This window comes from Occultella glacieicola (assembly GCF_004353825.1).
Lineage (GTDB): Bacteria > Actinomycetota > Actinomycetes > Actinomycetales > Beutenbergiaceae > Occultella > Occultella glacieicola.
Genome location: NZ_SMNA01000004.1, coordinates 316,139 through 331,032, shown reverse-complemented (window position 1 = coordinate 331,032; position 14,894 = coordinate 316,139). Strand labels below are relative to the sequence as shown.

General features: G+C 72.3%; 14 protein-coding genes. 10 read left to right on the top strand and 4 right to left on the bottom strand.

Annotated elements, in window-relative coordinates; all coding sequences use genetic code 11:
• The first annotated feature begins 9 nt into the window (after nt 1-9).
• From EXU48_RS09430 to EXU48_RS09405, 6 genes are all read left to right on the top strand, one after another.
• Nucleotides 10-1,050, top strand: coding sequence for an Ldh family oxidoreductase (locus tag EXU48_RS09430; RefSeq protein ID WP_133107396.1), 1,041 nt, complete (start codon nt 10-12; stop codon nt 1,048-1,050).
• The gene (locus tag EXU48_RS09425) at nt 1,047-2,270 is read left to right on the top strand and encodes an iron-containing alcohol dehydrogenase (RefSeq protein ID WP_133107395.1); all 1,224 of its coding nucleotides are present in this window, start codon (nt 1,047-1,049) and stop codon (nt 2,268-2,270) included. The genes EXU48_RS09430 and EXU48_RS09425 overlap by 4 nt, the downstream gene beginning before the upstream one ends.
• Before the next feature lie 14 nt (nt 2,271-2,284).
• Nucleotides 2,285-3,712: an NAD-dependent succinate-semialdehyde dehydrogenase gene (locus EXU48_RS09420; RefSeq protein ID WP_133107394.1), complete on the top strand. Its 1,428-nt coding sequence runs from the start codon at nt 2,285-2,287 to the stop codon at nt 3,710-3,712.
• A gap of 201 nt (nt 3,713-3,913) precedes the next feature.
• Complete coding sequence (locus tag EXU48_RS09415; RefSeq protein WP_133107393.1) at nt 3,914-5,455, top strand: acyl CoA:acetate/3-ketoacid CoA transferase; 1,542 nt, start codon at nt 3,914-3,916, stop codon at nt 5,453-5,455.
• Between the two features lie 38 nt (nt 5,456-5,493).
• Nucleotides 5,494-6,276, top strand: coding sequence for an enoyl-CoA hydratase/isomerase family protein (locus EXU48_RS09410; RefSeq protein ID WP_133107392.1), 783 nt, complete (start codon nt 5,494-5,496; stop codon nt 6,274-6,276).
• The gene (locus EXU48_RS09405; RefSeq protein ID WP_133107391.1) at nt 6,273-7,007 is read left to right on the top strand and encodes an SDR family NAD(P)-dependent oxidoreductase; all 735 of its coding nucleotides are present in this window, start codon (nt 6,273-6,275) and stop codon (nt 7,005-7,007) included. The genes EXU48_RS09410 and EXU48_RS09405 overlap by 4 nt, the downstream gene beginning before the upstream one ends.
• Here the strand turns inward: EXU48_RS09405 and EXU48_RS09400 are convergent.
• Nucleotides 6,992-8,005: a LacI family DNA-binding transcriptional regulator gene (locus EXU48_RS09400; protein ID WP_133107390.1), complete on the bottom strand. Its 1,014-nt coding sequence runs from the start codon at nt 8,003-8,005 to the stop codon at nt 6,992-6,994. The two genes, EXU48_RS09405 and EXU48_RS09400, sit on opposite strands and share 16 nt — an antisense overlap.
• A 74-nt stretch (nt 8,006-8,079) precedes the next feature.
• Here EXU48_RS09400 and EXU48_RS09395 point away from each other — a divergent pair, with 74 nt between their 5' ends.
• Complete coding sequence (locus EXU48_RS09395; protein ID WP_133107389.1) at nt 8,080-8,523, top strand: glutaredoxin family protein; 444 nt, start codon at nt 8,080-8,082, stop codon at nt 8,521-8,523.
• A 27-nt stretch (nt 8,524-8,550) separates the two neighbouring features.
• On the opposite strand, the gene rpiB is transcribed toward EXU48_RS09395, so the two are convergent.
• Entirely contained in the window at nt 8,551-9,006 is a 456-nt protein-coding gene (rpiB, locus tag EXU48_RS09390) for a ribose 5-phosphate isomerase B (RefSeq protein WP_133107388.1), read from the bottom strand.
• Between the two features lie 342 nt (nt 9,007-9,348).
• Here rpiB and EXU48_RS09385 point away from each other — a divergent pair, with 342 nt between their 5' ends.
• The 3 genes from EXU48_RS09385 (at nt 9,349) to EXU48_RS09375 (ending at nt 13,116) form a co-directional block, all read left to right on the top strand.
• Entirely contained in the window at nt 9,349-10,701 is a 1,353-nt protein-coding gene (locus EXU48_RS09385; protein WP_207947675.1) for an FAD-binding oxidoreductase, read from the top strand.
• 156 nt (nt 10,702-10,857) lie between these two features.
• Nucleotides 10,858-11,343 (top strand): hypothetical protein, encoded by a 486-nt coding sequence (locus tag EXU48_RS09380; protein ID WP_133107387.1) that lies wholly within the window; start codon nt 10,858-10,860, stop codon nt 11,341-11,343.
• 81 nt (nt 11,344-11,424) lie between these two features.
• Entirely contained in the window at nt 11,425-13,116 is a 1,692-nt protein-coding gene (locus EXU48_RS09375) for a DUF4091 domain-containing protein (RefSeq protein WP_235856933.1), read from the top strand.
• A 12-nt stretch (nt 13,117-13,128) separates the two neighbouring features.
• Here EXU48_RS09375 and EXU48_RS09370 read toward each other — a convergent pair whose 3' ends face one another.
• Complete coding sequence (locus EXU48_RS09370; RefSeq protein WP_133107386.1) at nt 13,129-13,857, bottom strand: hypothetical protein; 729 nt, start codon at nt 13,855-13,857, stop codon at nt 13,129-13,131.
• 139 nt (nt 13,858-13,996) lie between these two features.
• A complete protein-coding gene (locus EXU48_RS09365; RefSeq protein ID WP_133107385.1) occupies nt 13,997-14,872 on the bottom strand; it encodes a helix-turn-helix transcriptional regulator in 876 nt (291 codons plus the stop codon).
• Nucleotides 14,873-14,894: the final 22 nt, after the last annotated feature.

Here is a 14,894-nt window from a genome sequence, read left to right as displayed (position 1 = left end):
AGGATACCTATGACGACGAACAGCGTCGGCACCGACGTGGCCGTGAGCGCAGATCGTCTGCACGACGCCGTGGTCCAGATCCTGATCGGTGAGGGTGCCACCCGTGCCGACGCTGTCCACCAGGCGGACATCCTCGTCGAGGGCGATCTCCGCGGCCACCCCTCCCACGGCGTGCGGCGCCTCGCCGTGCTGGTCGGCCGCCTGCGCAACGGGCTGATCCGGTCCGGGGGCACACCGCGTACGACGTGGATCAGCGACGCGTTCCTGAGCGTCGACGGCGGTCGGGGCTTCGGGCCCGCGGTGGCGGCGGTGGCGATCGACGCGATCACCCGACGGGCTAGCGAGAGTGGCATCGCTCTGGCCGCGGTGCACAACGCGAACCACATGGGCATGCTCGCGCCGTACGTGGAGCGCATCGCCGCGGCCGGCCAGATCGGCATCGCCCTGACGACCAGTGAAGCGCTCGTGCATCCCTGGGGCAGCGCCCGACCGATGCTCGGCACGAACCCCGTGGGCATCGCGGTGCCGACCGGGAGCGAGCCGCTCGTGCTCGACATGTCGACGGCGGCGGTCTCGATGGGCAAGGTCCTCGACCACGCCGCCACCTCGCAGCCGATCCCGCTCGGCTGGGCCGTCGATCGCGAGGGCAGACCGGTCACGGATCCCGTCGAGGCGTCCGACGGGGCCCTCTCGCCGTTCGGCGGCGCCAAGGGCTACGCCCTCGGGATCGCCCTGGAGGTGCTCGTCGGCACCGTCACCGGGACGGCGTTCGGCCCTCGGAAGCAGGGCACCCTTGACGTCGAGCATGTCGCCACGAAGGGCGACATCTTCGTCGCGATCTCCCTCGACCGGATCGGGCGCCTCCCGCACCTGCGCCTCGTGGAGGCCTACCTCGACGACGTTCGCGCGAGCGGGACCGGTCCGGAGCCGGTCACGGTGCCGGGCGACCGGGCGCGGGCGACCCGGGCCGAGCGGCTGACGCATGGCATCCCGATCAACCCGCAGGTCTGGCGAGACGTCGAAGAACTCCTCGAGGAGCACAGCGCATGACGCACACCCGGACGCCCGCTGACGGCTTCGGCCTGCTCCGACTGCCGAACCGGATCCACTTCGGGAACGGCGCCGTGGCGGCGATCGCGCCACTTGCTCTAGAGCTCGGTCGGCGTGTGTTCGTGTGCTGCGACCCGTTCCTGGCCGATACCCCGCAGTTCGAACGCACCTGCGAGGAGCTACGGAGGACCGGAGCGGTCCTGCAGGTCTGGACCGAGGTCGAGCCCGAACTCCCGGTCGACTCGGTACACCGTGCGGCCGACGCGGCCTCGGCCTGGGGTCCCGAGGTGATCATCGGGTTCGGGGGCGGCAGCGCGCTCGACCTGGCGAAGCTCGTGGCGCTGGTGCGCAGTCACGGTGGCCCGCTCAGTGACTACTACGGCGAGAACGCCGTCCCCGGACCCCTCACGCCGGTGATAGCCGTGCCGACCACCGCCGGTACCGGATCGGAGGTCACGCCGGTGGCCGTCGTCTCCGATCCGGGCCGGGATCTCAAGGTCGGCATCTCGAGCCCCCACCTGATCCCGCGGTTCGCCGTCGTCGATCCGACCCTGACCCGCGGAGCACCGGCGACGGTCACCGCGCACGCCGGCGTCGATGCGTTCGTGCACGCGATCGAGTCCTACACGGCGGCGGTCAGGACTCCGGAATGGGCCGAACAACTGCCGGTGTTCGTGGGTCAGAACCGGCTGGCGGGCCTCCTCGCCGAGGAGGCGATCTCCGTCATCGCCGCGAACCTGGTCCGCGCGGTCACGGATCCCGATGATGACGCCGCGCGGACCGAGATGGCCTACGGCAGCCTGCTGGCCGGGATGGCCTTCGGCAGTGCCGGAACTCACCTGTCACACGCGATCCAGTACCCGATCGGCGCCCTCACGAAGACCCCGCACGGACTCGGCACCGGTCTGCTGCTTCCCCACGTGCTGCGCGGGTGCCGCCCGGACATCGACCCGGCACTGCGCCGGATCGCCACCCTGCTGGGCGTCGCCGAGACCGCCAACGACCCGGCGCTCGGCGCCATCGACCGGATCGAGCAGATCGTCGCCGACATCGGGATCCCGGGGAGCCTCGCCGAACTCGGCGTCCGTGCCGAGGACCTGCCCGACATCGCGGCACGAGCGGCGAGCATCAGCCGGCTCGCCGGGAACGTCGCGGCCGCCGGCCCGATCGACCGGATCCCCGGAATCGTCACCGCCGCCTGGCACGGCGACCACACCTGAGCGGGAGCACCCCCATGACCTACCTGAACGATCTCTTCATCGACGGCACCTGGCGGCCCGGGGCGCAGGACCACCGCTTCCCCGTCATCGACCCGTCCGACGGCTCCGAACTGACCACGTTCGCCGTTGCCACCTCCGGCGACTGCCTCGACGCCGTCACCGCGGCGGAGCGCGCTCTGCCGCCATGGTCGGCCACTCCGCCACGCGAGCGGTCGGAACTGCTGCGACGCTGCTACGAGATCCTGGCGGCGGAGGAGCAGACGATGACCGACCTCATCGTCAGCGAGAACGGCAAGGCCCACGCCGATGCGCTGGCAGAGGCGCGCTACGCCCGCGAGTTCTTCCGCTGGTTCGCCGAGGAGGCGGTCCGCATCGGTGGTGACTTCCGGCTGTCACCGGCCGGGGACAAGCGCATCACCGTCACCCGCCAGCCGATCGGCGTGAGCGTGCTGATCACGCCGTGGAACTTCCCGGCCGCGATGGCCACCCGCAAGATCGCACCGGCGCTGGCCGCCGGCTGCACCGTGGTGCTGAAGCCCGCGTCCGAGACGCCGCTGACGGCGGCCTACGTGATCGGCGTCCTCGAGCGCGCCGGCGTGCCGTCGGGCGTGGTCAACCTCGTGACCCCCGCCCCCACGGCGCCGGCCGTGCGGGCGATGCTGCACCATCCGGCCGTGCGCAAACTGTCCTTCACCGGCTCGACCGAGGTGGGCCGGTTGCTTCTGCACGAGGCGGCCGACAACGTGATCAGCTCCTCCATGGAACTCGGCGGGAACGCGCCGTTCGTCGTGCTCGAGGGAGCCGACGTCAAGGACTCCGTGGCCGGGGCGATGGTCGCGAAGATGCGCAACGGCGGCTCCGCGTGCACGGCGGCGAACCGGTTCTACGTCCACACCAGCGTGCTCGAGGAGTTCTCGAGCGAGCTCACGGCCGCCATGGCCGACGTCCGGACCGGGCCGGGCCACGACCCGGAGAACGACCTCGGTGCTCTGGTCTCGGTGGCCGAGCGGGACAAGGTCGCCGCGCTCGTCGATACCGCGGTCGACGGCGGAGCGCGGGTCGTGCTCGGCGGCGGGGCAAGCGATGGGGGCGCGTTCTATCCACCCACGGTCCTCGCCGACGTCACCCACGGCAGCGAGATCACCCGCACCGAGATCTTCGGCCCGGTGGTCGCGCTGATCGCGTTCGACGACGTGGCGGACGCGATCCGGATGGCCAACGACACCATCTACGGGCTCATCGCCTACGTCTACGGTCCACCGGGTGAGGCCATGACGGTCGCGCTCGCCATCGACGCCGGCATGGTCGGCGTGAACCGCGCCGTCCTCAGCGATCCCGCCGCACCCTTCGGTGGCATGAAGCAGTCGGGACTCGGGCGCGAGGGCAGCGCCGAGGGCATCGAGGAGTTCCTCGAGGAGAAGTACATCGGGTCGCCGGTCTGAGGCGCGCACGGCGCCGCCCCGGCTGCCCCCCGCGCGCGAGAGTGCTGAAATGGCGGCCACCACGGCACTCTCACGCGACCGTCCCCGCGCGCGAGAGTGCGGAATGGGTGGCCACCACAGCACTCTCGGCGCCTGGCCTACTTGACACCACCATTTGTAACCGGTTACAAATGGTGTAGTCACGCGAGAGAGGCACGCCCGATGCCAGTCCAGTTCGTCACCGCCGACGAGGCCGCCCGGCACGTCCGGGACGGCCACACCGTCGCGCTCGCCGCGAACGGTGGCGGTCAGCTCGAGCCGAACGCGCTCATCGCCGCCGTGGAGCGCCGTTTCCTGGCCGAGGGAACCCCGCACGGCCTGCGCCTGGTGCACGCCCTCGGCGTCGGCGACCGTGGCACCCGCGGGATCAACGGGTTCGCCCACGAGGGCATGACCACCCGGGTGATCGGCGGCCACTGGACCTGGTCCCCGGCGATGATGGGACTCGCGGCCGAGAACAAGATCGAGGCCTACGTGCTGCCGGCGGGTGTCATCACGCATCTGTTCCGCGAGTCCGGTGCCCGGCGGCCCGGCTACCTGACCCGGACCGGGCTGCACACGTTCGCCGACCCCCGCCACCAGGGCGGCCGGGCGAACGCCAGCGCCCGCGAGGAGCTCGTGGAGGTCCTCGAGCTCGACGGCCGGGAGTACCTGCGGTACAAGCCGCTGCACGTGGACGTCGCCCTGGTGCGAGGCACCGAGGTGGACGAGCTGGGCAACATCGGTGCGGACGCCGAGCCCGCGATCCTCGACGCCCTCGAGGCGGCCCAGGCGGCACGGGGGTGCGGGGGGACCGTGATCGTGCAGGTGAAGCGGCGCATCGCCGGCCGCCTCGACCCGCGCCGGGTGCTGCTGCCGGCGGCGCTGGTGGACTACGTGGTCGTCGAGCCGACGCAGACCCAGACCTATCTCACCGAGGAGGACCCCGAGCTGTTCAGCCCGGTGCCCGCCGACCGGGTCGCCGCCGAGCCGATCACGGACCCGATCCGCGCCGTGGTCGCCCGCCGGGCCGCCCTGGAGGTGGCCGCGGGCGACGTCCTCAACCTCGGCTTCGGGATGAGCGCCGACGTGGCCAAGGTGCTGCGCGAGCAGGGCCGCCTGGGCACGGTCCAGCTCGCCGTCGAGCAGGGACTCTACGACGGCGAGCCCGAGCTCGGCGACCTCTTCGGCATGTCCCGCGGCCCCTCGGCGCGAGTGAGTTCGGCGACCCAGTTCGACATCTTCGCCGGCGGCATCATCGACGTCACCTGCCTGGGCATGGCCCAGGTGGACGCCCGCGGCAACGTCAACGTGTCCGCGTTCGGCGGCAAGGTGATGGGCCCGGGCGGGTTCGTCGACATCAGCCAGAACGCCCGCACGGCCGTGTTCTGCGGGGCCTTCCGCGCCAAGGGCCTGCGCGTCCACCTCGAGGACGGCCGACTCGTCATCGACTCCGAGGGCGAGGTCGCCAAGTTCGTCCCCGAGGTCGAGCAGGTCACCTACGCCGGGCCGTTCGCGGCCGACGAGGGCCGCCGCGCGCTCTATGTCACCGAGCGGTGCGTCTTCGAACTCACGCCGGGTGGGCTCGCCCTGACGGAGGTGGCGCCCGGCATCGACGTCGAGCGCGACATCCTCGCGCACCTCGACTTCCGGCCCGTCATCGGCGAGATCAGGCCGATGCCCGCCGAGGTGTTCGCGCCGGTCGCGGTGGCCCTGCCCGCCTGACCCAGCGTCGCCAGCCCGACCCGTCCCCGAGGAGCACCGTGCCCGCCACCGCCCACGCCGACCACACCGTCATCACGTTCGACCGCCCGCACAAGCGCAACTCGATGGACCTCGCCGCGTGGCAGTCGCTCGGCGCGGCCGTGACCGCGGCATCGCAGGACCCGACCCAGCGCGCGATCGTCCTGCGCGGCGACGAGCGGTCCTTCTGCGCCGGCAACGACATCGACGCGATGAGTTCCCTCGACGGCGTCACCGGAGCCAAGGACTATTTCGTCACCGGGATGCTGCCCACGTTCCACGCGATCGCCGCCTCACCGCTGCCCGTGATCGCGGTGGTGGAGGGCGCCGCCCTGGGCGGCGGCGTCGAACTGGTCACCTGGAGCGATGTCGTGATCGCCGGTGAGCACGCCACCTTCGCGCTGCCGGAGGCGAGGATCGGCGTCTGGGCCACCGTCTATCTCGGCGCCATGCCGGCCACCTCGAGTCGCCGCCTCGGCGCCCGGATGGCGCTCGCCGGCGACACCCTCGGCCACGCCGAGGCGAGGGACCTCGGTCTGGCGACCTACGCCGTCGGGCAGGACGAACTCGACGCCACCCTGGCGCAGGTGCTCGACGGCGTCCGTGCGGCCGCGCCGGACGCGCTGGCCCGGTCCAAGCGCTGGCTCAACCGCGAGCTGCTCGCCGACGGGCTGGCCGCCAGCGAGGCGGCCCTGGTCGAGCTGGCCGAGGAGACGCTCCAGGGCGGCGAGTTCGCCGAGCGGATGGACGCCTTCTACGCGGCGAAGGCGGCGCGCTCCGCGGCCCGCGTGGCAGCCGAATGAACTTCACCGACCAGCGGGCCGTGGTCACCGGGGCCGCGAGCGGCATCGGCAAGGACATCGCGCTCGCGCTGCACCGGGAGGGCGCCCGGGTGCTGTTCGTGGACCGCTCGCCCGCGGTGACCGAGATCGCCGAGGTGGCCGGCGCGGAGGGCCTCGTCGCGGACGTCGCGGCCGCCGACTTCCCCGACCGGGTCGCGGCCTGGCTGAACGGGCACGGACTGTCCCACCTGGTGACGGCCGCCGGGATCCAGGTGCGGACCCCGGGCATCGAGATCGCAGAGGAGGACTGGGCCCGGCTGCTCGACGTGAACCTCTCCTCGTTCTACCGCACGGTGCGCGGCCTGCATGGGGCGCTCCGCACCGGCGACGGCACCCGCCCGGGCTCGGTGCTGGCCATGTCCTCGATGTCCGCGGACCGGGTGCTGGCCGGGATCGTGCCCTACGGTTCGGTCAAGGCCGGCCTGTCCCAGCTGATCGCCGGGCTCGCGGTGGAACTGGGCGAGGAGGGCATCCGGCTCAACGCGATCGCGCCCGGCTACATCCGCACCGAGATGACCGCGCAGATGCTCGCGGTGCCCGCGAACCACGAGCGCATCGTCGGCCGCACCCCGATGAAGCGCCTCGGTGCACCGGCGGACGTCACCGGCCCGGCGCTGTTCCTGCTCTCGCCGGCGGCCGGGTTCGTCACCGGGCACACGCTTCCCGTCGACGGCGGCTACGCGCTGGCCTGAACCGAGCCGGTCGAGTCCCGGACGACGAGCTCGGCCGCCAGTTCCTCCGGTGCCGGGTCGACCGCCTCGCCGTCGATCATCCTGCGCAGCGTGTGCCAGCCCTCGCTGCCCAACCGTTCCCGGGGCGTGCGGACCGTGGTGAGCGCCGGTGAGGAGTAGGCGCTGAAGTCGATGTCGTCGAAACCGGTGAGCGAGACATCCGTCGGCACGCCGATCCCGCGCTCGGTGAGCCGGTTCAGGACCCCGAAGGCGACGAGATCGTTGAAGCATGCGATCGCCGTCGGGCCGTGGGTCAGGGCGGCATCGGCCGCGTCGTGCCCGGCGGCGATGGTGCCACCCGCCTCCAGGACGGTGACCTCCACCCCGAACCGCTCGGCGCGGCGGGCGGCCTCGAGCCGGCGCCGGTTCTGCCACGCCCCCGGCGGGCCGGACAGGTAGACCACGCGGCGGTGGCCGATCTCGGCGAGGTGCCGGTAGAGCATGGTCATCCCGCCGAGGTTGTCGACACCGAGGTCCGGGAGCCCGGCCTCCGCCCTGGGGCCGAGCAGCATCAGCACCGGCCGGCGGGACCGCTGCAGCTCCCGGAGCACGGCCCGGTCCGCGCGTGGGGCGACGAGCACGAGCGCGTCGGCCTGGGCGAGCATGTCGGTGGCGAGCGCCGCCTCCGCGGTGGCGTCCTCCATGGAGTCCGCGACGGTCATGGTGTACCCGTCGGCGGCGCTGGCCCGGCCGATCCCACGGATGATGTCGTAGAAGTACGGGTTGGACAGGTTCGGCACCACGACGGCCACGCGGCGCGAGGTCCCGGTGGCCAGGCTCCGGGCGATCGGGGACGGCGTGTAGCCGAGCCGCCGGGCGGCCGCGAGGACCCGCTCGGTCCGCTCCGGGCTGACCACGCCGGTGCCCGCCATCACCCGGCTGACAGTGGCGACCGAGACGCCCGCGGCCCTGGCCACGGACCGGACTGTCGCGGGGCCTGTGGCATCGGCGTCGGTCATGGACCCATTGTGTCGCGGGTCGCCCGGCTCGGTCCGTAGCACCCGACGGCGGGTGGGCGGGTTAATCTCGTTCCGTGGCCCCGGAACGACGCAAGCAGATCATCTTCGGGCTGCTGCCCGTGGTCGTCGCCCTGGTCCTGTTGGTCCAGGGCGACGCGAACCCGTGGGTCGTCGGAGCCGTCGCGGTGGCCGGCCTGTTCCTGGTCGCGCTGCTCGCCCGGCGCGGCCGGCACACCCCATGGCGCGCCGCCGCGCACACACTCGGCAGCGGCAAGGCCGTCGTGCTCTGGAAGCCCGGCTGCGTCTACTGCGAGCGGCTGCTCCATGACCTGCGCGGCGACGACCGGATCACCTGGGTGAACGTGTGGGCGGACAAGGACGCGAACGCCGAGGTCCGCCGGCTCAACAACGGCGACGAACTGACGCCGACGGTGCTGGTCGGCGACCAGGTGCTGCGCAATCCCAGCGCCGACCAGCTGCGGGCGAGGCTCACGAGCGCCGCCCCGGACGGCGCCTGACCGGCTGTTGACGGCACCGAGGGGGCGTCAGACCCGGGCTTCCTCGTCCTCGATACCCGCGATGATGTTGAAGCGGTCCTGGTAGATCCCACCCTTGAACTCGGCGCCGAGGAACGCGTCGGTGATGGCGAACGCCATCTCCGGGGCCACCACGAACGCGCCGAACGCGATGATCTGCGAGCCGTTGTGCTCGCGGGTGTGCTTCGCCGTGAACGGCTCGGAGCACACCGCCGCCCGGATCCCGCGGATCTTGTTCGCCGAGATCGAGATCCCGATGCCGGTGCCGCAGATCAGGACGCCGCGGTCGGCCTCGGAGTCCCGGATCAGGTGCGCGACCTTCTTGGCGTAGTGGGCGGAGTACTCCGCCTCGCCCGAGCCGTCCCAGCCGACGTCGACCACCTCGTGGCCGGACTCCTGCAGGTGTGCGACGACCTCATCCTTCAGTGCGGTTCCGGAACTGTCGGACCCGATGGCGATCTTCATGAATTTCCTCCTGGCGTGATCGGCCTCCAGCCTAACCGGGATCGGCGTTGCCACCGGCGAGTCCGCCTCGTAGGCAGGACGGCGGATCGCGTGCCTTCCGGAGTCGGCACCCCTTGTCTCAGGACGACCGCTCGCGCCGGGGTGCGACGATCGGCATCGCTGGTCCTGCCGAGTCTCTGATGCCGGTTCTGCCGAGTCCCTGGTGCTGAGCAAGTGCCCGCACCGAGGTCGGCTAGCGTGGGGACGACGCTCCACACGTGACCACGACCTCACACGCTGGGCGGCTTCCGGGAACGATGGAGTGGAGAGACCTCAGTGACTGACAGTCCAGGAGTCCCCGGCGTGGACGACCTGATCCGGGCACTGCCCGGCGTGAAGGTGCTGCACGCCCTCGACGAGCGCGAGGCGCACCGCTGGGACCGAGCGCTCGACCCCGGCGCCGGGCTGCCGATGGCCGTGGTGCTGCCGCACACCACCGAACAGGTGCAACAGGTCGTCCGGTACGCCGGGGCCAACGGGATCCCGATCGTGCCGCGCGGCGCGGGCTCGGGCCTGTCCGGGGGTGCGTCCGCCGTCGAGGGCGGGCTCGTGGTGTCGATGGCGGAGATGACGCACGTCGAGATCGACCCGGTGACCCGGATGGCGTTCGTCGAGCCGGGCGTGATCAACGCCGACCTCAAGGAGGCCGCGGCCGCCGTCGGGCTCTGGTACCCGCCGGACCCGGCGAGCATCGGCTTCTCCTCGATCGGCGGTAACGTCGCCACGAACGCCGGCGGGCTGTGCTGCGTGAAGTACGGCGTCACGACCGACTACGTGCTCGGCCTGACGGTCGTGCTCGCCGACGGCACCGCTCTCGACCTCGGCGGCCCACGCCTGAAGGAGGCCGCCGGGCTGTCGCTGACCAAACTGTTCGTCGGGAGCGAGGGCACGCTCGGGATCATCACCCGGATCGTGCTGCGCCTGGTGCCGCAGCCGCCGCCGTCGGCCACGATGGTCGCCACGTTCACCGACCTGGACGCGTCCTGCCGGTCGGTGCTCGCCATCGCCAGCACCACCCGCGCGTCGATGCTCGAGTTCATGGACAACGTCGCGATCAACGCCGTCGAGGACGTGCACGGCTACGGCCTCGACCGGACCGCCCAGGCGATGCTGATCGCCCAGTCGGACCAACCCGGCGAGACGGCCACCCGCGAGATCGAGGCGATCGCCGCCGTCTGCCGGGAACTCGGCGCGGACGAGGTTTTGGTGACCGCGGACACCGCGGTGGGTGAGACCTACACCGCGGCCCGCCGCGGCGCGATCCCAGCCGTCGAGAGCAAGGGCCGGCTGCTGTTGGGCGACGTCGGTGTGCCGTTGCCCGAGCTGGGCGCCCTGGTCACCGGGATCGCCGGCATCTCCACCCGCCATGACGTGGTCATCTCGGTGATCGCCCACGCCGGGGACGGGAACACCCACCCGCTCGTGGTGTTCGACCCGGACGACCCCGACCAGGCCGCCCGGGCCGAGGTCGCCTACGGCGAGGTGATGGACCTGGCGATCCGGCTGGGCGGCACCATCACCGGCGAGCACGGCGTGGGTCGGACCAAGAAGGCCTGGCTCGGCGACTACGTGGGCGAGGACGTGGTCCGGCTGAACCGGACCATCAAGGACGCGCTCGACCCGAAGGGGCTGCTCAACCCCGGCGCCATCCTCTGAGCAGACCCGACCGCCGCCCCGCCGACCTAGTACCTGCGCCGTCGACCTCGCACATCGCGAGGGTGCGATCTCAGCAAGGCAGGTGCGATCGTCAATGGGCAGCGGCACCCACGCGGGGAGCGGGCCGCATCCCAGCTGCCTGCCTAGACTCCCGGCATGCGGGCGTACCCGGATCACCAGGTCGGACGTCCGTCGCGCGCACCGACGACCGCGCTGGTATTCGCCGTCGGCGGGCTCGCGATCGCACTGGTCGCGGCGATCCTGCCCTGGACGGTCAGCAACGCCACCCTTGGGGACCCGGACTTCAGCGAGGACCCCGTCGCGACCATCAGCCTGTACATCACCGGCCTCCTCGCGCTCGGCGGCGTGGCTGCGCTGGTCTGGCGCCGCACCCGCACGTGGCCGGTGGTGCTCGCGGGCCTCGGCCTCCTCATCCTGGTGCTGGCTCTGGTCCTCGTGCCCACCGCGGAGGTCATCTGGGACGGCGTCGACGAGCAGGGTCGCGCGACCGGAGGCTACGTCCTGATCCAGCGTGGACCCGCGGGATTCGTGGCCGTGGCCGGCGGCATGCTGGCGACCATCGGCGCCATCCTCGGCGATCGCCGGGACGCCCCAGCTGTGCCTGCCGGCTCGCCCGGTTGAGGACGGCACCCGCGCGCGTGCGGTCACAGGGCTCGCGGGCCCGTTAGTCTCCACGCAACACCGCGACCCTAGGAAGCTCACGTGACCGACCGTCCCCACCCCCGCCCGGACTGGACGTTCCAGCTCGTCGACACGTTGGAGAAGGTGTTCGGCGACGAGCGCCCGGCGCCGATGAGGACCGATGTGCCGCTGTCCGGGTTCCTCGGCGAGACGCTGTCCGTCCAGCTCGCGTACCTGCCGCCGGCCACGGAGAGCCTGGCCGCGCTCGGCAGCCTGCACCCACGGGTCCACGGCCCGCTCGCCGACCTCGTCCAGGTCGCCACGGTCGAGCTCGTACCGTGCCACCTGGTGGCGTTCGACGGACATGACGAGGGGTACCTCCGCGACGCCCCGGGCCTCTACCCGGACCTGCTACGACCGGTGCCGCCCGGGACCGCGGTGAGCCCCGCCGTCGGGCACTGGCAGTCCCTGTGGTTCGACGTCGAGGTGAGCGACCCGGCCCGCGCCGGGCGCCACGACCTGCACCTGAGCGTCACCGACGGTGACGGTGCCACCCTGTTCGAGGCCTCGGTCGAGGTGGTGATCCACCCGGTCGAGCTACCCGCGCTGGACATCGTCAACACGCACTGGTTGCACGCGGACAGCCTGGCCGAGTACTACCGCGTCCCGGTGTTCAGCGAGGAGCACTGGGACCTGCTCGACGCCTACCTCGGCGCCGCCGCGCGGATGCGCGTGAACTCCGTGCTCACGCCGACGTGGACGCCGCCGCTGGACACCGCGGTGGGCGGCGAGCGCACGCCCGTGCAACTGATCAGGATCGTGGACGACGGCGGAGGTCACGTCTTCGACTTCGGCCTCCTGGGTCGGTGGTTGGGTCTGTGCCGCAAGCACGGGATCGCCACCCTGGAGATCGCCCACCTGTTCACGCAGTGGGGCGCCACGGCGACGCCCGCGATCCACGTCGACACGCCGACCGGCACCGAGCGCCGGTTCGGGTGGGACGTGCCGGCCACCGACCCGCGCTACCGCGACCTGATGGCGCAGCTGCTGCCCGCACTGCGTGGCTACCTGGCCGAGCACTGGGACGGCGGGGTGCTCTTCCACATCAGCGACGAGCCGCGCGCACACATGCTGGCCGACTACCGGGCGGCCCGGGCCGTGGTCGAGGACCTGCTCACCGGCGCGACGGTCGTGGACGCGTTGAGCGACTACGAGTTCGCCAGCTCCGGCGCCGTGGACACCCCGATCGTGGCCACGAACCACGTGCAGGAGTTCCTCGATCACGGACAGAGCCCGTGGGTGTACTACTGCGTGTCCCAGCACCGTGACGTCGCGAACCGGTTCATCGGGCTGCCGTCGCTACGCAACCGGGTGCTCGGCCGGCAGCTGTTCGTGGCCGGCGCCCCGGGCTTCCTGCACTGGGGCTTCAACTTCTGGGCGGCGCAGTACTCGACCCGCGCCATCGACCCGTTCACCGACACGTGCGCCGGCGGCGCGTTCCCGGCCGGCGACCCGTTCGTCGTCTACCCCGGGCCGGACGGGCGGCCGTGGCCGAGCATCCGGTACCGGGTGTTCGCCCAGGCCATGGACGACCACCGCGCCCTCCAACTGCTGCGCGACCTGACCGACGAGGCCACGGCGCGAGCGCTCGTGGACCAGGCGGGCACCCTCGGGTACGCCACGTTCAGCTACGACCGCGAGCACTACCTGGACTCCCGGCGCGCGGTGGACGCGGCGATCCTGGCCGAACTGGGCGCGCGGCGCCACGAGTAGCCTCGCACACCGTCACCCGGCCGCGAAGTAGGCGGCGTCGGCGGTCCAGATCGACTCCACCCGCCATACCGACGCCGCGTCCGCCTCGGCACCCTCGGGGATGGCGAGCGTCACGTTCCCGGTGAGCGATCCGCCGTCGTACAGGTCGCCGTAGTAGAACAGCGAGTCCGGGCCCTCGACGTACGCGTCCGAGGCGTAGAGGGAGGCCTCGTCGTAGGAGCGCCCGTCCGCCCCCACGAAGGAGACCCACAGGTCGGCCCCGGCGTTCGCGCGGTCCGGCCCGTGGTAGGTCACCGTGACCGGGACGACGACGTAGGACAGCCCGTCGGGCGCCGGCTCGTTCAGGTCGTCATGCTCGAGCACGCGTGCGTCGGCACCGTAGTCGGGCTCGCCCAGGCTCACCTCCCACTCCCCCGGGTCGTTGACCAGGGTCACCGACGTGCCGAGCGCCGCCGGCTGCTCGCGGCTGGTGTCGTTCCCGGAGCCGTACGCCCCGGACATCGGGCCCGCGAACGGGCCGACGAGGGCGCCGGCGGTGAAGCCGATCACGAGCGCGACGACCCCGACCAGGCACGGGACGAGCCAGCTCAGGGCCCGGTGACGTGCCGGCGGCGCCGGCGGGGGAAAGCCCGACGGCGGATACGGGTGCTGCGCGTACGTCCAGTGGGGGGCCGGTGCGGTCGGCGCGGTGATCGTGGGGTAGGGCGGCGCGAACCCGCGGTCGGGCGCAGTGTTGCTCATGCTCGTGCTCTCTGAGGAGGCCACTCGTGGCGCCGGTACGTGCGCCCGGTGAGCGAACGTTAGGGCACGCACGGCAGGGCGCGAGGACTATTCGCGCACGACTTCGCCGCGAGGCCCCTCCGCACCGGGGCGACGGCGCTCAGGGCCGTGGCGGGTGCGCGCGGCGGGACTCCTGCTCCCGGAACGCCGACGGCGACATGCCGACCCGACGGTGGAACAGCCGGCTGAAGTAGGCGGGGTCGTCGTAACCCACCTGGCGGGCGACCTCCGCGACGCCCGCCGCGGTCCGGGCGAGCAGCGACTGGGCCCGCTCGAGCCGGGTGGCCAGCACGAACGCGTGCGGGGTGAGCCCGGTGGCACCCAGTACCGCCGCTCGCAACTGCGCCTCGGTCAGGCCCAGCGCGCGGGCGCGATGCTCGACGGGCATCTGCACCAGGGCGGTCGCGGTCAGGGACTCGAGCACGCCCGGCGGTTGCCACGTGGGCGCAGCGGGTGCGCACTCCGCCACGACGGCGATCAGGTGCTGGCTCAGGCCCGCGGCGAGCATCGCGCCGCGACCGCCGGGAACGGCGAGCACGCGGCGCAGGTGCGCGAACACCGGCGCGACCCGTTCGGCGAGCTCGGGCGCGGCAGCGCACACCGGCTCGGTGCGCTCCCACGCGCCGAAGCTCTCGAGGGCGCGGGTGGCGACCCCTTCGAACAGCACCCAGTGCTCCCGCCAGCCACCGCCGTCGGGCCCGTAACCGTGGCGTACCCCCGGGAACAACCAGATCACGGCCGGGGCCACCACCTCGATACCGGCCGGATGGGCATCGTCGACGTAGCGGCCACGCCCCTCGGTGACGAGCACGAGGCCGTGCGTGGCCAGCCGCCGCTCGCTCGTGTGCCGCAGCGCGCCATGCTGCTCGCCGGCGCCACGGCAGCTCAGCCCGTTGTCCCGCAGGACCGGCTCAGCCGCCGGATAGACACGCCAGCCGCCCGTGGGATGCTTCTCACGAAAGTCCAAGCGTCGCACGACCGATCGTCCATTGGCTCAG

What these genes read in the sequence shown, in the direction of transcription:
- EXU48_RS09430 (WP_133107396.1), top strand. Translation starts at nt 10, where the DNA reads ATGACGACGAACAGCGTCGGCACCGACGTGGCCGTGAGCGCAGATCGT.
- EXU48_RS09425 (WP_133107395.1), top strand. Translation starts at nt 1,047, where the DNA reads ATGACGCACACCCGGACGCCCGCTGACGGCTTCGGCCTGCTCCGACTG.
- EXU48_RS09420 (WP_133107394.1), top strand. Translation starts at nt 2,285, where the DNA reads ATGACCTACCTGAACGATCTCTTCATCGACGGCACCTGGCGGCCCGGG.
- EXU48_RS09415 (WP_133107393.1), top strand. Translation starts at nt 3,914, where the DNA reads ATGCCAGTCCAGTTCGTCACCGCCGACGAGGCCGCCCGGCACGTCCGG.
- EXU48_RS09405 (WP_133107391.1), top strand. Translation starts at nt 6,273, where the DNA reads ATGAACTTCACCGACCAGCGGGCCGTGGTCACCGGGGCCGCGAGCGGC.
- EXU48_RS09400 (WP_133107390.1), bottom strand. Translation starts at nt 8,005, where the DNA reads ATGACCGACGCCGATGCCACAGGCCCCGCGACAGTCCGGTCCGTGGCC.
- rpiB (WP_133107388.1), bottom strand. Translation starts at nt 9,006, where the DNA reads ATGAAGATCGCCATCGGGTCCGACAGTTCCGGAACCGCACTGAAGGAT.
- EXU48_RS09380 (WP_133107387.1), top strand. Translation starts at nt 10,858, where the DNA reads ATGCGGGCGTACCCGGATCACCAGGTCGGACGTCCGTCGCGCGCACCG.
- EXU48_RS09370 (WP_133107386.1), bottom strand. Translation starts at nt 13,857, where the DNA reads ATGAGCAACACTGCGCCCGACCGCGGGTTCGCGCCGCCCTACCCCACG.